The organism is Flavitalea flava, from assembly GCF_054461575.1.
Genome location: NZ_JBTLQH010000015.1, coordinates 1 through 22,232, shown reverse-complemented (window position 1 = coordinate 22,232; position 22,232 = coordinate 1). Strand labels below are relative to the sequence as shown.

20 protein-coding genes are annotated in these 22,232 nt (G+C 45.2%); 14 read left to right on the top strand and 6 right to left on the bottom strand.

Annotation, left to right across the window (positions count from 1 at the left end):
* Positions 1-65 precede the first annotated feature (65 nt).
* Positions 66-2,903, bottom strand: a complete 2,838-nt coding sequence (locus ACX0G9_RS14985; protein ID WP_459065737.1) for a glycoside hydrolase family 78 protein — start codon at positions 2,901-2,903, stop codon at positions 66-68.
* A gap of 352 nt (positions 2,904-3,255) precedes the next feature.
* Here ACX0G9_RS14985 and ACX0G9_RS14980 point away from each other — a divergent pair, with 352 nt between their 5' ends.
* The 5 genes from ACX0G9_RS14980 to ACX0G9_RS14960 all read left to right on the top strand — a co-directional run bounded on the left by ACX0G9_RS14980 (position 3,256) and on the right by ACX0G9_RS14960 (position 7,742).
* Entirely contained in the window at positions 3,256-3,960 is a 705-nt protein-coding gene (locus ACX0G9_RS14980) for an orotidine 5'-phosphate decarboxylase / HUMPS family protein (RefSeq protein WP_459065736.1), read from the top strand.
* Between the two features lie 74 nt (positions 3,961-4,034).
* Positions 4,035-5,060 (top strand): zinc-binding dehydrogenase, encoded by a 1,026-nt coding sequence (locus ACX0G9_RS14975; protein ID WP_459065735.1) that lies wholly within the window; start codon positions 4,035-4,037, stop codon positions 5,058-5,060.
* A gap of 7 nt (positions 5,061-5,067) precedes the next feature.
* Positions 5,068-5,874 carry an SDR family NAD(P)-dependent oxidoreductase gene (locus tag ACX0G9_RS14970; RefSeq protein WP_459065734.1) on the top strand — a complete coding sequence of 269 codons (807 nt, stop codon included), beginning with the start codon at positions 5,068-5,070 and terminating at the stop codon, positions 5,872-5,874.
* A 58-nt stretch (positions 5,875-5,932) separates the two neighbouring features.
* Complete coding sequence (locus ACX0G9_RS14965) at positions 5,933-6,832, top strand: sugar phosphate isomerase/epimerase family protein (protein WP_459065733.1); 900 nt, start codon at positions 5,933-5,935, stop codon at positions 6,830-6,832.
* A 4-nt stretch (positions 6,833-6,836) separates the two neighbouring features.
* Positions 6,837-7,742 carry an SMP-30/gluconolactonase/LRE family protein gene (locus ACX0G9_RS14960; RefSeq protein ID WP_459065732.1) on the top strand — a complete coding sequence of 302 codons (906 nt, stop codon included), beginning with the start codon at positions 6,837-6,839 and terminating at the stop codon, positions 7,740-7,742.
* A gap of 213 nt (positions 7,743-7,955) precedes the next feature.
* Here the strand turns inward: ACX0G9_RS14960 and ACX0G9_RS14955 are convergent, their stop codons facing one another.
* Both ACX0G9_RS14955 and ACX0G9_RS14950 read right to left on the bottom strand, forming a co-directional pair.
* The gene (locus ACX0G9_RS14955) at positions 7,956-8,408 is read right to left on the bottom strand and encodes a DoxX family protein (RefSeq protein WP_459065731.1); all 453 of its coding nucleotides are present in this window, start codon (positions 8,406-8,408) and stop codon (positions 7,956-7,958) included.
* A gap of 110 nt (positions 8,409-8,518) precedes the next feature.
* The gene (locus tag ACX0G9_RS14950) at positions 8,519-9,085 is read right to left on the bottom strand and encodes a Crp/Fnr family transcriptional regulator (protein WP_459065730.1); all 567 of its coding nucleotides are present in this window, start codon (positions 9,083-9,085) and stop codon (positions 8,519-8,521) included.
* A 139-nt stretch (positions 9,086-9,224) separates the two neighbouring features.
* Here ACX0G9_RS14950 and ACX0G9_RS14945 point away from each other — a divergent pair, with 139 nt between their 5' ends.
* The 5 genes from ACX0G9_RS14945 (at position 9,225) to ACX0G9_RS14925 (ending at position 13,093) form a co-directional block, all read left to right on the top strand.
* The gene (locus ACX0G9_RS14945; protein ID WP_459065729.1) at positions 9,225-9,446 is read left to right on the top strand and encodes a hypothetical protein; all 222 of its coding nucleotides are present in this window, start codon (positions 9,225-9,227) and stop codon (positions 9,444-9,446) included.
* Between the two features lie 521 nt (positions 9,447-9,967).
* Positions 9,968-11,332 (top strand): outer membrane beta-barrel protein, encoded by a 1,365-nt coding sequence (locus ACX0G9_RS14940; protein ID WP_459065728.1) that lies wholly within the window; start codon positions 9,968-9,970, stop codon positions 11,330-11,332.
* A gap of 729 nt (positions 11,333-12,061) precedes the next feature.
* Complete coding sequence (locus ACX0G9_RS14935; protein WP_459065727.1) at positions 12,062-12,367, top strand: type II toxin-antitoxin system HigB family toxin; 306 nt, start codon at positions 12,062-12,064, stop codon at positions 12,365-12,367.
* Positions 12,368-12,377: 10 nt separating this feature from the next.
* Positions 12,378-12,824 (top strand): helix-turn-helix domain-containing protein, encoded by a 447-nt coding sequence (locus tag ACX0G9_RS14930; protein WP_459065726.1) that lies wholly within the window; start codon positions 12,378-12,380, stop codon positions 12,822-12,824.
* A 65-nt stretch (positions 12,825-12,889) separates the two neighbouring features.
* Entirely contained in the window at positions 12,890-13,093 is a 204-nt protein-coding gene (locus tag ACX0G9_RS14925; RefSeq protein ID WP_459065725.1) for a matrixin family metalloprotease, read from the top strand.
* Here the strand turns inward: ACX0G9_RS14925 and ligD are convergent.
* The 3 genes from ligD to ACX0G9_RS14910 all read right to left on the bottom strand — a co-directional run bounded on the left by ligD (position 13,088) and on the right by ACX0G9_RS14910 (position 16,964).
* Positions 13,088-15,844 carry a DNA ligase D gene (gene ligD / locus ACX0G9_RS14920; RefSeq protein WP_459065724.1) on the bottom strand — a complete coding sequence of 919 codons (2,757 nt, stop codon included), beginning with the start codon at positions 15,842-15,844 and terminating at the stop codon, positions 13,088-13,090. The genes ACX0G9_RS14925 and ligD overlap by 6 nt on opposite strands.
* A gap of 20 nt (positions 15,845-15,864) precedes the next feature.
* Positions 15,865-16,209 (bottom strand): four-helix bundle copper-binding protein, encoded by a 345-nt coding sequence (locus tag ACX0G9_RS14915; RefSeq protein ID WP_459065723.1) that lies wholly within the window; start codon positions 16,207-16,209, stop codon positions 15,865-15,867.
* A gap of 74 nt (positions 16,210-16,283) precedes the next feature.
* The gene (locus ACX0G9_RS14910; RefSeq protein ID WP_459065722.1) at positions 16,284-16,964 is read right to left on the bottom strand and encodes a YgaP-like transmembrane domain; all 681 of its coding nucleotides are present in this window, start codon (positions 16,962-16,964) and stop codon (positions 16,284-16,286) included.
* A 244-nt stretch (positions 16,965-17,208) separates the two neighbouring features.
* Between ACX0G9_RS14910 and ACX0G9_RS14905 the strand changes: the two genes are divergently transcribed.
* The 4 genes from ACX0G9_RS14905 to ACX0G9_RS14890 all read left to right on the top strand — a co-directional run.
* Positions 17,209-19,614, top strand: a complete 2,406-nt coding sequence (locus tag ACX0G9_RS14905; RefSeq protein ID WP_459065721.1) for an FtsX-like permease family protein — start codon at positions 17,209-17,211, stop codon at positions 19,612-19,614.
* Between the two features lie 82 nt (positions 19,615-19,696).
* On the top strand, positions 19,697-20,332 hold the full coding sequence (locus ACX0G9_RS14900) for an RNA polymerase sigma factor (protein ID WP_459065720.1): 636 nt from the start codon (positions 19,697-19,699) through the stop codon (positions 20,330-20,332).
* Positions 20,333-20,375: 43 nt separating this feature from the next.
* A complete protein-coding gene (locus ACX0G9_RS14895) occupies positions 20,376-21,572 on the top strand; it encodes a FecR family protein (RefSeq protein WP_459065719.1) in 1,197 nt (398 codons plus the stop codon).
* 214 nt (positions 21,573-21,786) lie between these two features.
* A partial coding sequence (locus tag ACX0G9_RS14890) for an STN and carboxypeptidase regulatory-like domain-containing protein (RefSeq protein ID WP_459065718.1) occupies positions 21,787-22,232 on the top strand: 446 nt, incomplete at its 3' end.

Here is a 22,232-nt window from a genome sequence, read left to right as displayed (position 1 = left end):
TAATAAATGGTAGTCCTTAAAATTTTATTGCATCAGCTTTAACCAAAACATAATACTAACCTCTCTTATTGTAAACTTTCCAAGCCCGTCTGAGATTCCCGTTTGTTCCACTCTTTTTCTTCAATTATATTATCCGGATCGCTTACCTTGAAATAATATTCCCCGGAACCGATCTCCATGACCAGATATTCTCCTTCCCTGTCAATGATCCGGATATCCTTTATTGCGGCTAGTTCTTTTTCACCTTCGGTTATCTTTTCACCCGCATTTGCCGGTAAGTAAACCAGGGCCCGGGAATTGGCAGGTATGACAACTGTCCATCTGAAGTTTGCCCCTTTTCTTTGCCAATGGCTGCCGATTACTCCATAGGGAGATTTGTGATAGGCAAATACATTTTTCAAACCATCTGCCATCAACGGCCGCATGACAACCTGAGAAAATCCTGGCTTGCCGGCTTTAATGCCTCCCAGATTTTCGTAATACCAGGTCAGCAGGTCTCCGATCATCATGACATGGTTGGCAGAATTCATGGCCGGATTAGCCGTATTTCCATTCCATAATTCCCAGATGGTCGTCGCTCCCTGGGTAAGCATATATCCCCAGCTGGGATAAGTGGTCGTTGTTGCCAGAGTATAGGCGATATCGGGCCGTCCATTATTGGTCAGGGTACGCATTAGTTGTTGAATACCCACCAACCCTGTAGTAATATGGCCTTTTGCTTCGTTCATGGTTTTGTCCACCACCTGTTCAAAAACTGCTGGTCTGCGTTCCGGGGGAACGAGATCGAAGGCCAGCGCCAGGACATTTGCCGTGGTGGTATTATTCGCGTAATAATTTTTTTCCCGGTTTAAAAATTTTTCATTGAACTTATCCTTTAGTTTTTTCCCTTCTTCCCGGAAAGTTGTCTCATCTTCCTGGTTCCCGGTGATCCGCGCAAAGCTTTCCATGATCATGATCATGTCATAGTAAAAAGCCGTGCTGAGATAATCTCCCGGGGTCTTTCGGGTGGAATCATTGGAAAAGATCAGGGTCAGGGTTTCCGGGGGCACACACCAGTCACCGTAGGTATTCTCGGTAATGATGTAATCTTTCATGAACCGCTCCTTCAGGAAACCCAACCATTTTTTGATGGAGGCATAATGTTTCCGGATAGGTGCATCATCGCCATATTGCTGGTATAACATCCGGATATTATATACATAGGCAGCAGGCCAGGTTGTATTATCCGTGTACATTCGCCAATAAGCGGGCGCCACGTCTGGAATACTTCCCGCCTCGTTCTGTGCATCTTCGATATCCTGCATCCATTTGGAATAGAATAAATGAGTATTGAACATAAAACTTTCTCCGGTGCCCACAGCTGCCCGGTCACCCAACCAACCCATCCTTTCATCCCGTTGGGGGCAATCGGTTGGAATACCGCGATAGTTGCCTCTGATACCCCAATACATATTATGATAGGTCTGATCCAATACCTCATTGGAGGATTCAAATGCGCCATTTTCTTCCAATGCGTCATGGATTACTTTCCCTTCTATATCTGCCAGATTTGGTTTAACCGGGAGGCCGGTCACTTCCACAAAGCGAAACCCGTGATAGGTGAAGGAAGGTTCCCAGGCTTCCTTTCCCTGGCCTTTTAAAGTATAGATGTCGGTAACCTTTGCATCCCCAAGGTTCTCGGTATAGATCATCCCATTTTCCTGCAAACGTTCGGCAAAACGTAATTTCACCCTGGTTCCGCGGGCGCCGCTTGTATGTAATTTCACCCATCCGACCATGTTTTGTTTCATGTCGAAAATATAAACGCCGGGTCTGGGATTGGTTATCGATCCCGGTTTAAGGGTCTGCATGATCCTGATGGGAGGATTTAGCTGTGCCTGTACTATCGGGGCGGCAGGACCTACTTCCTGTACTTTTCTCCAACGTCCGTCCGTTCGGAAACCGGCAAGTGACCAGTTCCGGAATTCTTTGGTAGCATTATATTCTTCTCCGTCATATTCGTTGTTGGAGATAATGGGACCATCGCCGCTGATCATCCAGGAATTATCACTATTTACAGTGGATGTAGTGCCATCGACATACAGAAGTTCCAGTTGGAATAATAATTTGGGAAAACCATAATTGACACAATTATTGGTCGTGTCTTCCAGGTGTTGGCGGATCGGAACAAAACGACCATTGCCCAGGATAACACCAATAGCATTTTTATCTTTTTTTACCTGACCGGTAACATCGAATGTATTATAAAAGACCCGTTTGGCGTAATCCGTCGGGCCAGGTGCCAGGACCTGATCGCCTATTCTTTTCCCATTCAGGTAAAATTCATACAGGCCAACACCGGAAATATAAACTGTTGCATTTTTAACCGTCTTTTGAGCGGTAAACTCTTTTCGAAGGTATCGCGCCGCCACCCGTGTGAACCTGTCGTCCGGCTTTTCAAGAGAGGAAAACACCCCGTCATACCCTATCCACCTGGCTTTCCAGTCGGAAGACCGAAGCAGCCCCATCCGCCAGTGTCCAATCTGGCTCCAGTCGCTGCTATCGCCGGTATTCGTCCATACTTTTACTTTCCAATAACATTCCTGTCTGCTTGGTAAGAGCGGACCTTCAAAAGGGACTAATATGGATTGTTGTGTTTTTTGTATCCGGCTGTCCCAGAGATCTCCGATATTTTTTGCTGCATTTTCAGGAGTGGAGGAAACGATTACCCGGTAGGCGGTTTGGAGAATACTTCTATCCGGAGACTGCAATTGCCAGCTTAGCCGGGGCTGAGCAATGTCTATTGCTTCAGGTGCTGCGCCGGCTTCGCAAAAAAGGTTTTTGACCTTTATGTGCTGGGTTTGGGCAGAACTGCCAAAAGCAATCGAAATGGCAACAGGTACTAACAGAAATAGCCTTCTCATATTGTTAATTCCGGTACAGTTTGTACGATTTTGGTTTCGCTCCGTAAGTAAATATACCATTTCCCTTCTAATAAAAAAATAAGTGCCTATTTTCCTTATATCCTAGGCGGAGTATGGGTTGCAATCGGGCGCAATCTTTAATAAATTCATAACTTTGATATGAATTTTAGTCATTTTTAAGGATTTTGATAAGATAATATCATGACAAGATAATATCATACAATCCCTGAATTTTTAGGATTGGCAGGGTGCAATAAAGTCATGTAATAATGTAATATTGTGTCTTCGGATGCCAAAAACAGGTAAAAAAGTAACGATAACCCAGAACCGTTTTTAATCTAAGTTTATTTTTATGAGACCCATTGTACAGATTTCACTTGACCTTACCAATATCGATGAAGCTTTAGAAACAGCCGCCATGGCTATGCGTGCCGGAGTTGACTGGCTGGAGGCAGGAACTCCCCTGATCCTGGCTGAGGGTTTGCACGGCGTTCGGGCACTCCGTAAAGCCTTTCCCGGAGTCCCCATCGTAGCCGATCTCAAAACTATGGATGGCGGTTACCTGGAAGCAGAAATGATGGCCAAGGCCGGCGCAACCCATGTGGTGGTTATGGCTCGCGCCCACGAAGAAACCCTCCGCTGTGTGGTAAAGGCAGGCCACGATTTCGGGGTAAAAGTGATGGGTGATAACCTGGGATGCCCGGATATGGTAGCCGCAGCAAAATGGATGGAAGACCTGGGCTGCGACTATGTGATCCATCATATCGGTTTTGACGAACGCCGTGGCATTGCCGCTCAGGGCAAACGGATGCCAAGCCCACTGGATCAGCTTCGCGAAGTAGTCCAGGCCGTTAAGATCCCCGTGCAGGCCGTAGGTGGTCTGAGCCTCGAGCAAGCGATCCGCTGCCCCGAATTCGGAGCACCCCTGGTCGTTCTGGGCGCCCCCCTTACTATCGATGCGGATTCTTTTCAGACCGCGGGCGGCGACCTGGAAAGTTCGCTGCGCCTGATCTGTGAAAAAGTCCATGCTTACGGAGATGTAGTTATTGGAAGGTAGATATTGGAAGATAGTCATTGGCAGATAGGCAGAATTTAGAAACTCATTACATTAATTAATAACAGATACCCATTATGAAGTCAGCAGCCGTAGTTAATTATGCCCCTGAGAAAGGATCCGTAGAGATCCGTGAATTAGCCAAACCTGAGATTGGCGAAGAGGATGTATTGCTGGAAGTCGTCAATGTCGGCGTTTGCGGGAGCGATCTCCACCAGTGGACAGCCGATCATTCCTGGCCGGTGAATTATCCCGTCGTGCTGGGCCATGAGTTCGGCGGACATATCGTAGAAGTCGGCAGCCGGGTCTCCGGCTGGAAAGAAGGCGACCGGGTTGTAAGTGAAACCGCCGCTGTTATCGATCCAAACAATCCTATGTCCCGCAGGGGATTTTATAACCTGGATCCCACCCGCAAGGGATTCGGATATGGCGTTAATGGCGCTATGACCCGCTTTGTCCGCGTGCCGGCACGTTGTCTGCACCTGGTACCCGATCAGCTTCCCTTCGAACAGGCATGCCTGACCGAACCTTCCTGCGTGGCTTTTAACGCAGTGGTAGAGAACAGCCGCTTAAAGCCAGGTGACCGGGTTATTGTCCTGGGACCCGGTACAATCGGTATCCTTTGTGCTGCAGTGGCGAGGCTATGCGGAGCCGAAGTGGCCGTTGTAGGATTGGAGGCAGACAAACACCGTCTGGCTATTGCAGAACATTATGGCTGTGAATCTATAATCGGCAATGCGGAGGCCTGGTCCAAAGAACGGGACGGGTTAGGCGCGGATTGTATCATTGATGCGGCCGGAGCCAGCGCAACGCTAAAGATCGCCATGCAACTGGTGCGACCTAATGGTCATATCACCAAGGTAGGATGGGGCCCTCAGCCACTTGGTTTCTCGCTGGATCCCCTCGTTCAGAAAAACGTAACCCTTCAGGGAAGTTTCAGCCATAACTGGCCAGTTTGGGAGAGGGTGATCGCTTTGCTGGCAAGTGGTCAGCTTGATGTAAAGCCTATTATCGGCGGGGTCTGGCCGGTAACTGAATGGCATGAGGCTTTTGAAAAAATGCATAAAGGCGAAGTGGTAAAAAGCATTCTTAAACCTGTATAATTAATTTATGCGTTTACAAAATAAGGTCATCATCGTTACCGGTAGTTGTACCGGTATCGGCAAGGCAATTGCCATCCGCTGTGTCGCAGAAGGGGCCCGGGTCGTCGTTCACGGGTTGGAACCGGGCTGGGGCGCAGAGGTCGTAGCCTCGCTCGGGACTGAGAATGCCGTATTGCATATCGAAGATATCCTGAACGAAGGCGCACCTCAGAGACTGGTCGATCTGGCTGTAAAAACCTTCGGCAAACTGGATGCCGTTGTAAATAATGCGGCCCTGGTGGTCTCCTCTAATTTACATACAACAGATCTTGCTTTTTTCCGCAAGGTACTGGAAGTAAACACCCTCGCTCCCTTTTCGCTGATCAAGGCTGCACTGCCTCATCTCCGCGAAGCCGGCGGATGTGTACTGAATATCGGTTCGGTCAATGCCTATAGCGGCGAACCGAACCTCATGGCCTACAGCGTGTCGAAAGGCGCGCTCATGACCCTCACCCGTAATTTGGGAGATACCCTTCACCGGGAAGAAGGTGTACGCGTCAACCAGATCAACCCGGGCTGGGTGTTGACGGAAACGGAGACGCTGCGCAAACGGGAACATGGCCTTGCTGATGATTGGTACAAACAAATCCCTTCCGTTTATGCTCCTGCCGGGCGTATCCTTAAGCCTGAAGAAATCGCCGCTGCCGCTATTTATTGGCTTGCTGACGAATGCGGGCCCATCAGCGGACAGGTAGTGGAACTGGAACAGCATCCGTTCATCGGGAGGAATCCGCCGAAGGATGCCTCTACGATCCCGGTTCCGGCAAAGCCATAGCCAGTCGTATTAATTTCCAGTACAATTTTTAATCCTTACTAAACAAAAAAATAATTTCATGCCCCGATTAGCCGCTTTCCCCAAAGCATTTATGCACGCCCTTTGCAAAGAAGGGACCATGAAGGTCTCCGAATGGATCGAACTCGCCTCCAAACTGGAAATCGAAGGTCTCGAATGGTATGCCGGTTTTCTCGAAATGTCCGATGAAAACAACTGGCCCCGTTTTCGACGCGAAGTGGAAGCACATGGGAAGGTAATCCCCATGATGTGCTGTTCTCCGGATTTTACCCACCCCGATCCCGGTTTCCGTGCAAAAGAAATTGAGAAACAAAAGCGCTGGATCGAGATGACCCATATCCTGGGAGGTTCTTATTGCCGGGTACTTTCCGGTCAAAGGCGTCCGGAACTGTCTATAGAGCAGGGTACCGACCTGGCGGCCGAATGTATCTATGCCTGTCTGCCTTATGCCCAGGAAAGGAATATTACCCTTATCCTGGAAAATCATTATAAAGATGATTTCTGGGAGTATCCCGAATTCGCACAGAAGATGGATGTATTTTGTATGCTGCTGGATAAGGTGAATCATCCAAATTTTGGCGTAAACTACGATCCAAGCAATACTTATCTCGCTGGAGAAGATCCACTTGAATTATTGTACCGCGTATCTCACCGCGTTGTCACCATGCATGCCAGCGACCGGTATCTGAAAGAAGGAACGATCGAAGATCTGCGTAAAGAGGAAGGCGGAGCTGCCGGTTATGCCAAACGTTTAAGTCATGGCGAGATCGGAAAAGGGCTAAACGATTATGATGCAATTTTCACCGAATTGAAACGCGTCGGTTTTGACGGATGGATCAGCATCGAGGATGGCGTCGATGGAATGGAGCAGCTTGCCCGAAGTGTAGCCTTTTTACAAAAGAAAATTGCCATCTACTGGCCTGATAATAATTTAAACTAAAAGAATGACAGCATCATTATTAGTCCCTTGTAAAAATATTCTCGGAGAAGGCCCGCTCTGGCATGCAGAAAGGAACAGCATTTTTTGGGTGGATATCGAAAGTTATTATTTGTACGAATACTCGTTCGATCGGAAAAATGTCCAAAGCTGGACCTTCGATGTCCATGTTTCGGCTGTCCTGCAGGGTGAGGGAAATGGATTGATATTAGGCATGAAAGGCGGTCTGGCCAGGTTCGACCTGGAGTCAGGACACCTGGATTGGTTGATGGATATCGACAAGGATCTTATTCGTCATCGTTGTAATGACGGAGCCTGTGACAGCAAGGGGCGCCTGTGGATCGGCACTATGGATATGAATGAAGACCGCCAATATGGCTCCCTTTATTGTGTATCGGCAGGGGAGAAGGGGCAAATTCCAAAGCCGGATTCGCTCCCCGTTTTGCAAAAGAAACTGGATAATGTCCGTATTTCGAACGGTATCGCGTGGTCGCCTGATAATAAAAGAATGTATTTTATCGATACAGCCAGATGCAGTGTGGAGGTGTTTCATTTCGATGAACAAACAGGTAATATCCGGTTTGAAAAAGAAGCCATCAGGGTTCCGGCAGAATATGGAAAGCCGGATGGGATGGCTATGGATGCGGAAGGGATGATCTGGACCGGAAATTCTATGGGCTCTGGTGTTTATCGCTGGAATCCGCTAACCGGTGAACTGCTGGGAATTATCAAACTGCCTGCACCCAATATTACTTCCTGTGCCTTTGTTGGTAAAGACCTGGATCAACTCGTTATTACCACGGCCAGGGAGAATCTGTCCGAGGAAGAACTGGAAAGATACCCGCACAGCGGTGGTTTGTTTATCGCGAATCCGGGGGTGAAGGGATTGCCGGTTTATAAATGCGGGATTTGAATGTTTGGCAGAGGAATATAAAAAAAAATGACTGATTTTTCTCATTATCCAATGAAAAGCCGGGCATTAGTTAGGGTTCTCAACCGAGCCATTATCGGCATTTGGAATAGCTCGAACACAACTGAGCGAAGCGAAAGTTGCGGGCGAGGAGAAGCAAGGAACGATGCTTCTACGAAGCTCTGTCATTTTTTTGTATACCTCTGCCTGAAACCTTCAAACGCTAGTCCGTGTTGAAAATAGTATTGCATCAAGTGAATACCGGCCGGAGCCGGAAATGATGAGGGAGCCGGCCATTCCGATCGTTAGCAGAAAGAATTCAGCACCTTCAATTTTATGATTGCCGAACCAGTCCATAAAAAAGTATTCATGGAAGGTGGAGAGGATGATACCCGCCATTACAATGGCTATGGCAGCACTCCAGATCCGGGTAGCCCATCCCAGGATCAGGGCCAATGGACCGAAAAATTCAATGAGGATCACTAAAAAGCCTACAATCCAGGGCATATGCCTTGTTTGCGTGAAATAGTCCATGGTCCCGCTGAAGCCAAAACCGCCAAACCAACCCAGGAGTTTCTGTGCCCCATGCGGAAACAATACCAGTCCCAGCAATAAGCGCAAAACTAAAGGAGCATATTGGTCGTTCGTCTGAAAGATTATTTTTTTCATCCTGATGCGTTTGAAATTTGAGTTTATTACTGCAAATTTCTAATCTGATGATCTGTCCTCCAATAATGTAGGATAAGTAATTTCATTACCCCAGGGTAATGTAACCTGGACTATTTAGACCGTATCCGGCTCAGGCTTTGAGGAGTGATGCCCAGATAAGAAGCGATCTGGTGATCGGCGACTCTTTGTTCGATCTCGGGATATTTCAGGATAAATTCCTGGTAACGTTCACCGGCTTTTTTAGCCAGGGTTGAACCAACCCGGTTCACAGAAGAGATGAAGGCCTTCTGGATCATGATCCGGAAATGCCGTTCCATCTTTGGTACATTGGCATAGAGTATATCCAGGTTGGGTTTGGTAATTTGTAACACTTCCGTATCCTCCAAACAGTCAATCGTATATTTTGAAGGTGTTTCCGTTAGAAAACTATACATATCGCCGATCCACCAATCCTCTAAACCAAATTGTACGACATGTTCCTGGCCCTTATCATCCACTTCGTATACCCTGGCCAGGCCTTTTACCATAAATGTTTCATAACGGGCTATTTCACCTTCTTGTAAGATATATTGCCGTTTCCTATACTTCCTTGGCAGAAATAAGGATTGAATGATCGCCGTTTCTTTTTCACTCAGGTCTACATATTTGCTTAAGCTTCTGACTAAAGTCTCGTACATGCTTTATAGTGTAACTATTTTTTCCATTGAAAATTGATCGCTGACCTTCCAAAAATAGAAAAAAGGCAACAATCTGAAATGCTGCCTTTAAAATGGGTTGTTATACCGTTTGCGCTGTCTTATTTATGGACACTTATTTATGCGCGACCGAACGAGTTCTTTTATGAACCAGGGGAATCAGTATGACAGCCAGCAAAATGGCAAATCCACCTATAATCTGACCCGAGGCAAGACCCGAGGGAGTGTTGGTGATTTCATTTCTTTCTACAAATACCGTAACCTGAGAACCTATAGTGATCAAGAGAGCGGCGAACAGAATCCGGAGGACTTTAAGAGCGTTTTTTATTTTTATATGATCTAATGGTTGATCAGGAGTAAACGCTCAAGTATTAAGCCATATTTTGCGGGAACTCAACAGGGGTAAGGTTTACAATAAATTATTAAAAATAATATATGTATAATTGCCGGGATTTGTCAATTCCTGATAGGGAGGAACGGGAGAAAGCCTCCTTTGGAAAATTGTGTACGGCCTGATTTTATAGCGTATAAGTTCCAATTGTTCATAAAGAAGCCCTTAATATTTTTCTGAAGTATTTTTTTATTTTTTCCCGGAAGCATTGATCCGGCTGGCAGAAAACTGTCAAAATGGAAGGAGGCTACCATTTTGGATGGGCTATTTTCATTTCGGCAGGATTCGTCCTGAAGTAAAAACGGGATAAGAAGAAGACCGTATTGCTGAAATAGCTGCTGGCTCTGGTTCCCAACTCAACCCCTTCAAACCATTTTTTACCGGCATTCTTTTGGCATTTCCGGTGGCAGCCGTAAAGGCGAATAACTTTTAAAAGTCACACACTTATTTTAAGTCACACAACATCACTCTTTATGCAAATCAAAAAATTTCTGATCGCGGGCGTTAGTCTGTTGGGTATGGCAACACAGGTCAGGGCACAGGATTCTACTACCGCCAAAATACCCTTCGATGGGATTGAAACGAACTGGCAAAATGGAAGCGATCGCAGGGACTCCTCCATCTTTCATGGTAAATATTTCATACCCTCCATTATGGCGGATGTGAACTATACGCATTCCTTTAATAACCCTAATGATAATACGGTCGTAGGCTCAACAGCACTCGCGCGGAATAACGAGATACAGGTCTCCCAGATAAGCCTCGGCGGGGATTTTATGTATGAGAATGCAAGGGCAAGGGTTATGATGCAAATGGGAACAAGGTCCATTGTCGTGCCCAGAAATGACCTGAGCCCATACCGGGGGCAGTACCAGTTAGCCAATGTGTACCGATATCTGAGTGAAGCCTATGTCGGTTATCATTTTAATAAATGGTACGGCATCAATGTCGACGCCGGTTTGTTTATGTCTTATATCGGGCTGAACTCCTATTACCAGGTGGAGAACTGGGAATACCAGGCTTCGTTCACTTCGGATAATACTCCCTGGTTCTTTAACGGGGTCCGTATTCAGATCTTTCCCTCCAAATATCTTAAGATTGAACCCTGGATCATAAACGGATGGCAAAGTTATGGCCGGTTCAATAAGATGCCGGGTGTCGGAGCAAATGTCACCTGGAACCCAACCAGCAGTTTCAAGATACTCACCAATAATTACTACGGATCCGACGCAGCTGGTCTGCCGCAAAGAAAGCGGTTTCATTCGGACAATAGTATGTTAGTTCGTTATTATAATAATCCGAAGTCCAAAGGTATCAGCCGGATGGCTTTTTCCCTCACCGGTGATCTTGGTTTAGAGACAGGCGGTGGCGTGAACGGATTCAAGAGCGATCCGGTGAAAGGGCCTGCACAATATTTTTTGAGCGCCATGTTCTATAACCGAACATGGTTCGCACAAAACAAATTCGCCTGGACTATCGGGGGAGGATTGATGAATAATCCCGGTCGTTATCTTGTCTTGTATCCTACGGGCCAGGCCAGTCCGTTGCCCCATCCGAATAACCCAACCCAGACAGAAGGCAAATTCCCTTTCAGTGCAAACCCGGGTGATCCGTTCAAAGCATGGGACTGTTCCACCAACCTGGACTGGATACCGAACCAAAGCTTCCTGGTACGCTTGGAATATGTTCACCGCCATGCCAATGTGCCTTATTTCGCAGGGGCGGGGGGAGTAACTTCCCCGAATGGTTATACTACCACACCGCTTCCTCCGGATTGGAGACCCGACCTTGTAAAGAACGAAGACCGGGTCATCCTGGCGCTGCTGTTCAGGTTGTAAATGAGTTTTACCCGCTCAGGGATGTTTCAGGGATGGTTCAAGGATGTTTGAAATTATTTTATCAGCCTGGTTATTTCATTCCTGTTCAAATGTTGAGCCCAGATGAATTAAGGGTCACCTTTGAGCGGAAGGTAGAGTATTACCCGGCCAAGACTAAGCGGACCGGAAGGAGCGATCCCAAGATAATTACAGCCTTATAGACGAAAATATGGCCCGGATAATTGAAGTATGGGTAGCAAGGATAAACGCCACGATAACTTCATATTCTCGATCATTGAAGAAGATGGCGACCCAATGCGCCGCTTTACTCTCATTAAGAACCTTATTAAGGAAATAAATGGCAGATATTGCCGCCAGCCTGGGTATCCCAAAAAGGTGACAAATATTGTTTCCGGACATACCTCCTCCACGGTATTGAACGGTGCGGAATAAGGATAGAGTTTATCCAGGAATGTTTAGGCCATACCAATAAATAGACCGCGGAAAACTATCTGAGCAGTTCGGTGAATTTATTATATTTGTTATATTTATTAAACATAAATTGTTCATAATAAATAATTTATATAGCCTGCTTGTCGCTTTTTTTATTCGACTCATATTTAAAACATTGTTTTTGATTTAATATTATTTTTTCATTTGAAAACTTTGTTTATATTTGTTGTAGGAAATAAACACTTGAAAAACGAGCGACGATGAAGGCAATTCATCAAAAATTTAAAACCGTAAAGTATGGTGGTTATTTCGAGGCCGATTTTGCGAGAGTTTATAAATCGTTATCCATTAAGTGCAACTGCACTTAATCAATGGTATGATAAAACAAAAAATAGTGATTGGAAAAGCTTCGCTGAGCTTAAAAAGACATGGAACACTTGCGATTTTATCGGAAATGATCGGTATGTATTTGATATTGCAGGTAACAATTATAGGTTAGTGGCAATGATTCACTTCAACAGAAGGACGTTGTATATTCGAAAGATTCTTACCCATGATGAATATTCAGAATTGAATCGGAGAGGACGATTAGACACCGTTTAATTTTAAGGATATGATTAAAATTGAAAATAAGCAACAGTATTACTCCGCAATGGCAGAGATTGAAAGCTATTTGCAAAAAGGTTTTGCAAACTTAAGCGTAACAGAAGATAATCATCTTGCTGAGTTATCAAACGCAGTCGAGGTGTGGGAAATGAAAGAATATCCCATGCCTATGAACCCATCGTTTGTAGATATACTATTATATATTATGCAGCAGAAGCACATCTCTCAATCAGACTTGTCTGCTAACTTAAGCGTTTCTAAATCATTAATATCTGAAATTATTAATGGAAATAAGCAACCAAATATCGACGTTGTTATCAATCTTTATAATAAATTTAATATTGATGCTCGCATAATATTAGATAGTATAAATCTTCAGCAGCCTAAGATGGAAAAAACAAAAGGGTTCGCAACTCGTTATGGAAAGAACCCCCCATCAAAATATTCTTATTGATAATTGCCTTCTTTTAAAAAAATGGACACCTGGAAGCATAATCATTACTGATTAAGGCTGCTGTAGTGAGTGATTACAGATTAAGGACAGAAGACAGAATAAAATTTGAGCATAGGATAAGGACTGTTGTCCTTCATGAAATAGGGCATAATATGGGGCTGACCCATTGCCCCAATGCCCACTGTATAATGAATGATGCTAATGAAAAGATAAGTTCTGTCGATAATAGTTCTAACGAATTGTGCGAACGGTGCCACAACAAGTTATAAGGTATTATCCTTAGGCATCATGGCTTCCAGTTTCTTCAATGCCTTTGCCATATCGATACCTTTCCCAGACACGGGTTTAAAAAGATCACCTTCTGATTTTAAACGGGCAGGAATATTTTTTATCGTGAAGTCGATCATTTTCAGCCCTTTTTTTACTTCTTCCCAATGCAGTGGTGTAGATACCGTAGCTCCCGGTTTGGGTCTTATGGAATAGGGGGCAGCTATAGTGGCCTGGGGGCGGTTCTGCAGGAAATCAAGATACATTTTCCCTTTCCTTTTGGAAATGGTGCGCTCTATGGTTGTAAACGATGGTATTTCCTGCTGAACGATCTTAACGACCACCCTGGCAAATTCCTTTGACTGTTCATAGGTATATTTGGCTCCCAACGGAAAATAAACATGCAGACCAGTCGATCCTGAGGTTTTGCAAAAGGCCGGAATTCCAGCAGCATCCAGGACTTTCCTGGTAACCTGTGCTGCTTCGATCACTTTGTCAAACGGCGTTTTTTTATCTGGATCCAGATCGATGATGCACCAGTCCGGCTGGTCCGGCGCCTGGATCCGGCTGCTCCAGGGGTTTATTTCTATGCACCCTAAGGAGGCGATATAAAGCAGGCTGGACTCATCCGTGCAGACCAGGAATTCTTTATCCCGTTTGTCCTGTTCGGAATGGTATGGAAAAGTTTTTATCCAGTCCGGTACTTTACCCTTGACATCCTTCTGATAAAAACTCTCCCCATTTATACCGTTCGGATACCTGTTCAATGATTGCGGTCTGTCTTTTAAATAAGGCAACATATATGGCGCAACCTGGTAATAATAATTAAGCATATCCCGTTTGGTATATTTCTCTTTGGGCCAATAGATCTTGCTGAGGTGTGAGAAGCTCAGTTCATGACCATTGACCGTTCTGACTTGCGACTCGTCAGTGGGATTCAATAAGGTTTTGCGTTCTTTAGCGCCTGCAGGAACAAGGATCTTTTCCATGTTTACGATGTTTTTTCTACCCTTAATTTTTATAAGGTCCGTTTTTTTACCTTTTTGTGATTTAACCGCATCCTGAACGGGAAGTGCTTTTTCCCTCCCTACTTCCCTGGCTGTTTTGTCTTCCCTCATCCCTTCAAAGGAAGGATGCCGCATAACACCATCAGCCGTCATTTCAAGAAACGACACTTCACAAAGTAATTTTGGTTTTAACCATACGACTTCCGCTTTGGGCGGATCAGGGCGGAACCTGGAGGGTTTGTTGACATCCGGTAAAAAGGAAAAGGGGTATTTTTTCTGGATCAGGGGCTTGAATTGCCGCATCATCTCTTTTTGCATTTTATCATTAAAACCGGTTCCGATCTTACCCGTATATTGCAGCCTTCCTTTATTAAAGACACCCACCAATAACGAACTGAATAATTTACTGCTTCCTTCATTCAAGGTATAACCGCCAATGACGACTTCCTGCCGGTTAGCCGTTTTTATTTTTAGCCATTCCCTGGTTCGGATGCCCGGCGTGTATAAACTTTCTTCCTTTTTGGCCATGATCCCTTCCAATCCCATTTTTTTTGCCGCTGCAAAAAATTCCGGCCCGCTGACCTTAAAATTCTGGCTAAGACGGAGAATGCCTTCTTCAGGAACCAAAGGACGAAGTATTTCCCGCCGTTCGGAAAGAGGGAGCGCTGTTAAATCGCGACCCTCCAACCAGAGAATATCAAAGAGATAACAAATGAGCTCGCCATCTGCTTCGCTTCTCCAATTTTGAAGATCTCCGAAACGCGATTTCCCTTTTTCATCGATTACTACGATCTCTCCATCCACGACTGCGTTGACTTTCCATTGTTTCAGGGCATTATATACCGGATAGAACTTTTCATTAAATGATTTATTATTCCGTGACCTGATCTCTACCTCTCCTTTATTCAGGTAGGAGAGTGCCCGATAACCATCCCATTTGATCTCATATAACCAACCCTCTTCCTCAAAGGGTTTGTCGACCAGGGTTGCGAGCATGGGAATGAGATTCTTTGGGATGGGGGATTTACGGCCGGCTTCAGATGCGGGCACTGATTTTGATTTTCGACCGGATTTTATTGAAGGGGATTTAGTTTTTTTTTTGGATACTCCGGCCGTTGAAGTTTTATCCTGTTTTTGAGCCCGGTTGCTTTTCCATTGTTTGGAGGATGGATCCGAAGCTATCTTTTCCAGGGTCTTTCGCGAGATTACCGATTTGTCTTTTTCTATAACAGGATCTTCCATGGAATATTTGTCACGGTGTTTGATAAGGAGCCAGGAGTTTTCTCCCCGGCCCTTCATCTTCACCAAGGCAAATTCACCTTTCAGTTTTTTCCCATTCAACCGGAATTTGAGAGAGCCGGCCTTTAACTCTTTACGTAATTCCCTGTCCTGATCTGCTTTGGTGCCCTTTGTTGCAGCCAAGGGTTCATAGGTTCCCGTATCCCAGACCATAACGGTTCCCGCTCCGTAATTTCCCGGAGGAATGATCCCCTCAAAATCCTTATATCCGAACGGATGGTCTTCTACCTGCATCGCCAGCCGTTTGTCGCCAGGATTTAAGGAAGGCCCTTTTGGTACAGCCCAGCTTTTTAAGACCCCTTCCATTTCCAGGCGAAAATCATAATGCAAGCGGGATGCAGCATGTTTCTGTACCACAAATTGCAAACTTTGCGCCGAGGGCTTACCTCCCTGAGGTTCAGGCGTTGCAGCAAATGACCTTTTCTTTTTATACTCCTGTAAAGCCATAATTTAAAACACGATTAATCTTATACTGCCTGTTCCAAAGGCATACATTCTTCTGCACATTTCCGGCAGGCTTCTTCGCAAACCCGGCAATGTTCCATTCCCATCTTTGCATGTTTCCCGCACTCTTCGGCACAAGCATTACAAATATCGGAACATAACTCACTAATGTCTTCTGCATAGGCTCCGTTTAAGGCCATGACCTCCGCTGCAGAACGGCAGATCGCTGCGCATTCCATATCAAGCCGGATGCAGTCCTTTAGTTCCAAAACTCCCGGTTCTTCCAAACAGGCAACAGCGCATTGATTGCACATTGCCGCACAATAGTTGCAGGCGTCAATGGCGGATTTATATTTTTCGTATGACATACTATTAATTTTTAAAAAGAATTATGTCCTGGTTTAAAGAATAGATGTGTAGAAATTAATCCCCGTCCCATTCCTCATCTGGCATTTTCCATATAATATTTGAAATTGGTTATATCCGCTTCGATCCTTCGCCTGAACAGAGGAGTCAATAGCCTTGATAATCCTTCTCCAAAGGACCCCATAGGAGCACGGTAGGAAATGAGTGCGTCGATACGGGTAGCATTACCTGGCGTATCGGAGAAATTGATCTTTCCGGCATTTTCAATAGAGGCTCCTGGTTGGGAAATCCAGGATAACTCTCTGTCTTCCTCTTCTTTAACAATCTCTGCTTCCCAATTGATGGTACCCAGGCCTCCGGGTATTTTCACCATCCACGTCGATTTTTTGTCATCGATCTCACGGATATTCTCGACGTGTTCCATGAACAAATTAAGATTCTCCAGTTTTCGCCAAAAGGCATAGACCTCCTTACGCGGTCTGTTTACAACCACTTGTGCACGTACATTGATATTATGTCCTGTACTGCCATCAGGCCCCTTTGCTGAAAGCCTGTGTTCTCTTAACGAGTAGACAGGGCAATGACCGGATATCCCCCGATAGACGAGGTATCCGCCTGCCAGCGCCAGAAGGGTTTCCTTTTTATTTTTTTTCATTACAAAATATAATAACAGAGATCCAGCGACAGCAGAAAGGGTTCGCTCTTTATGGCCAACATTGACAGTGGCTGGCGTAGAATATTCATCGTGGTCATGCATAATCGGTAAATTTTTGATTCAATACTTCAACTGGTCAAAAAACCATGCCAGGGTGGCCATATGATCGTTTCTCCGGGCGGACTGTAACCGGACGGCTGCTGTTCGGTTTTGTTACAACTGATAAGACTTGTTAGGGGTAGTTTATTGATAATCATATTTTTAACGGGTTGGCATGTTATTTCGTCAGGTTGACATGATTACCAATACCTGAAAGTTCCTTTTCCCATACTAACAGACGATCCTCATGCTAAAAAATTATATCAAAATTGCCTGGCGTTATCTTATTCATAACAGGATAGCTTCTGTGATCAATATTGGAGGTCTTGCCGTAGGAATGACCGTAGCCATACTGATTGGGTTATGGATAGTGGATGAACTGACTTTTAACCAGGTTCATAATAATTACAAAAAGATCGCCCAGGTATTCAGACAGGAAATCAGGGATGGAGAGGAAATTACGAGCATTTATCATCCCATGCCGCTGGTTTCTGCGATCCGTTCCCTGTACGGCCGTGATTTTAAATACCTTGTAATGGCCAGACAGACCGAGGATCATCTGCTCACGTATGATAATCATAAATTTAACCAGCAAGGCAGTTTTATCCAGGAAGACGGACCGGATCTTTTAACGCTAACTATGCTGGCAGGTAGCCGTTCAGGGCTCAAAGAGCCTCATTCGATCCTGCTTTCTGTCTCTCTTGCCGGCAAATTATTTGGCAGGGGTAACGCGATGGGGCAGGTGGTGAAAATCGACCGGAATATGGAGGCTAAAGTTACCGGGATATATGCGGATCTGCCGGATAACTCGGATTTCAAAGATGCCGCCTTTTTTGCTCCATTCGATCTTTACGTTTCTTCCGCCGACTGGATAAAGGCTTCTGGAAATGACTGGGGAAATCAATTTGTGAAGGTCTATGCACAACTTGCACCGGGGTCTGATTTTGAAAAAGAGTCCGGAAGGATAAGAAATATTTATCTGTCCCATATTGACCCTGTAAAAGCCGCAAAAAGAAAACCATCCGTTTTTCTCCAACCTATGGCCAAATGGCATCTTTACTCCAAATTTGAAAATGGAGTAAATGTGACCAGTGATGAACTGAAATTTGTTTGGTTTTATGGCATCATCGGGGCAATGGTATTGTTAATGGCTTGTATAAACTTTATGAATCTTAGTACGGCCCGATCTCAAAAACGGGCCAAGGAGGTGGGTATCCGGAAGTCCATGGGGTCAGGCCGAAAACAACTTATCTTCCAGTTTTTCGGTGAATCACTATTAGTGGCTGTGTTTGCCTTTATAATCTCGATAGCCCTGGTAAACAGGGCCCTACCCTGGTTCAATACCGTAGCCTGTAAAAACATCGCTCTTCCTTACCCAAATCCTTTATTCTGGTTGGCCGGGTTGACCTTCATTCTGCTTACCGGACTATTGGCAGGTTCTTATCCGGCTCTTTATTTATCAGGATTCAAACCCGTAAAAGTATTAAAAGGTAATTTCCGGATCGGCTCACTGGCCGCCCTGCCCCGTAAAGGGCTGGTAGTCGTTCAATTTACGGTTTCCATTGCCCTGATCATCGGCACGCTGATCGTATATCGTCAGCTTCAGTTTACCAAGGATCGCCCTGTCGGATATAACCAGAACAGCTTGCTGACCCTTCAACTTATTTCCAATGAATACAAGGGTAATTTTGCGCTTTTACGGAACGAACTTAAGAAAACGGGTGTAGTACAGGAAATGGCAGAGTCGGGAAGCCCTTTGACCGGGGTATGGTCGATGAATAAAGGATTTGACTGGATTGGCAAAGACGCATCCGCCAGCGATCCAACCTTTAATACGATCACCATCAGCTCCGGCTATGGTAAAACCATCGGCTGGAAATTTATCGACGGCAGGGATTTTTCTCCTGAATTTTCAAATGATTCCTCCGGGTTCGTAATCAATGAAGCGGCTGCAAAATTAATGGGGTTTAAAAATCCGGTTGGTCAAACTGTTAAATGGGCAACCGAATGGCGCAAAGAAAAAAGCTACCACATCGTAGGAATAGTGAAAGATATGGTGATGGAATCGCCTTATACACCCGTAAACCCTGCCGTTTTTTTTCTGCAGGGTGGTGGTGGAAATATGTTTATTAGAATTAACCCGGCAACAAGTGCCACTGAAGCGTTGTCCTCCATTGGTAAAACGATTAAAACCCTTGTTCCGGATGGACTTGTCAATTTTCAATTTGCCAATGAAGCCTACGGGGCAAAATTTTCGAATGAAGAACGGATAGGTAAACTGGCCGGATGTTTCGCTGTATTGGCCATCTTTATAAGTTGCCTCGGCGTATTCGGGATGGCTTCTTTCCTGGCCGAACAACGAAGGAAGGAAATTGGCATTCGAAAAGTATTAGGGGCATCTGTCTTTAATCTTTGGGGACTGCTGACCGTCGATTTTCTTCAATTGATCATCTTGTCTTTGCTCATTGCCTCCCCAATCGCCTGGTATTTTATGCATAACTGGCTGCAGAATTACGCCTATCGTACAGGCTTGTCCTGGTGGATCTTTGTTGTCGCAGGATTGGGAACATTGGGTATCACTTTATTGACCATCGGTTATCAGGGGATCAGGGCAGCCATGTCCAATCCGGTAAAAAGCCTACGGGCCGATTGATTAAAAGCCTGACGTTTTTTTTACCGGGGCAGCATAGTCCAGTATAGTATACTCCGGAAATTATAGTATATTCAATTCTCTGATGTTCGACGATGCCAGCCATAATGAAATCTGGGCCCGACTACAAAACGGCCGACAGGATGCGCTGCTTATTATATATGACAAATACTATCTAAGCCTGATGAACTATGGCCTCCGGTTGACAGGAGACCGTAGTCTGACGAATGATTGCATCAGTCAGGTATTGCTTCATTTATGGGACAGGCGTAAAGACTTGCCACCAGTGGAGAACTTCCGATCCTATTTACTCACCTGTTTACGGAACGAACTTTTTGCCGAAGGAAAGGCCGTAATACTTCGGGCTTCAAAAACAAAAAACCTTCAACAGAACGCTCCTGATGCTGACCCGGGCTATGAGGAGTATCTCATTCAGTTACAATCTGGTAAGGTGATCAAGGACAAACTTACCCTCGCTTTTAAAAACCTCACTGAAAGGGAAAGGGAATTGCTCCGGCTCAGGTTCTTCGAAGACCTGGATTATGACGAAATCGCCAAACAATGCGGAATCACCAAAAGGACTGCCTATAATATCGTTCATACCGCAATAAAAGCACTGAAGGCAGAATTAATCACCAGCCAGAATGTAAGCCTGGTCTATGATGCGGTCAGAATTGCCCTGTTTGTTCTTTTTTTTGCTTTAAATCTCCCGATTTCATAGTAAAAAACAGGCTCCCGCCACTCTATCCTTAAACGCCTCCAGGATGGACCCTCAAAATTACGAAGTCGAAGATTTTTTACAAGACCCTTCTTTCAGGGATTATTGCCTGGGTAATAACGAGCAGGCCAATAATTTCTGGGAAGATTGGATTCATAAGAACCCCGGAAGAACTGCGGTTCTGCAGGAGGCCAGGAACCTTTACGGAATGCTGAACGGCAACCATAATCTCTCCCATTTTATGGAAGACAGGCAATCTTTTATCGATAAGATGAAGGAACATCTGTTTTTGGATACCGTTCAGAACGATAGCAGTCAGGATTATACGGCCAAACCCGCAACGGGCGGTCAAATCCATCAAAAGAGGCCGATTTTCCGCAGCATGGGCCGGATCGGATGGGTGGCTTCCTTCATGGCTGCGGCCTCGCTTATTGTATTCCTTTTAATGCCCTTTTTTAACGAAAAACGATCCTCCGAAATTTCAGCAGCAACCTATTCTTATGCCCAGGATAGTAAGGCCGGCGAGCGTAAATCTTTCCAATTGCCGGATGGAACCAAAGTAATGCTGAATGCCGGAAGTACGATCCAGGTGGCTAAAAATTTCAATATTTCCACCCGGGAGATCATCTTGTCGGGAGAAGCCTTTTTCGATGTCACCCACGCTCCGCAAAAACCTTTTATCATCCATACCCTATCTATGGATGTAAGAGTATTAGGTACGGTGTTCAATATAAAAGCCTATCCCTCGGACAAGCAGACAGAGACGTCCCTGCTAAAAGGTTCCGTAGAGGTGATCGTAAAGGCCGATCCGGGCAGATCGATCATCCTGCATCCTAATGAAAAAATCGTCCTTGCGGGGGCCGCGGAGGATAGTCCAGGTGGAACAAAGGATAGCCCTGGTCAGGCCCCGCCTGCCAGGTCTGTTAAAGCAACGGTAATAAAAGAAAAGTATAAAATAGATAAACTGACCTATTCCCCAATGGATAGTTCGGTGGTTGAAGTTTCCTGGACAGAAAACAGGCTTGTGTTCGATAATACTCCTTTCGACGAAGTGGCAACCCGTCTGGAACGTTGGTATAATGTGCGTATCCGGTTTGAAAATAAAGATGCCATGCAGTACAGGTTCACGGGTATTTTCGACAGGAAGACCATTGACCAGGTATTGGACGCCCTGCAATTATCAAGACATTTTGATTATGCAGAAAATGTGGCAGACGGAAAAGATCAGATCATCATAAAATAAAAAAAATAAAAGAACAATTATGAAAAAATAAAAAGAAGGCAAAAGGAAAGGGGAAATGGTGGAACATTTCCCCTGTTCTAATTTTTCTGAGACAGGGTTCCGGTTAAGATCGCCTGGCTCATTTATCAAACTAAAACTATTTAAAGGTATGAAAAAAAGGCTACAGAGCCGGATGCTTCCCTGTGTCCGTTATCTAACCAAAATTGCATTGCTTATGAAATTGGCTTTTCTGATTATCCTAATCACCTGTATGCAGGTGTCGGCAACGGGCTATTCGCAGGATGCCATGCTGACCCTCAATATGAAACAGGTGCCGATCGCCAGGGTACTGAAGGTCATAGAACAAAAAACAGATTACAAATTTGTTTATTCCAGTAACTTTTTTCCGGCTGGTCTGCTTGTCGACGTAGAGGCAAAAAATAAAGCTGTTTCTGAGATATTGACCAGAATGCTGGCAGGAACCGATTTCACTTTCCGCAAGATCGATAACGACCTGATCGTTTTTACCAGCAAACAGGAACCCAAGCTGGTCAAAGAGGTTAAGGGGAAAGTCATCGCTTCCGCTACCGGCGAAGTACTGGCCGGAGTTACTGTCACTGTTGATAAAACAGGACAGTCGACAGCTACGGATGGCCGGGGTGAATTTTCGATCAAAGTTCC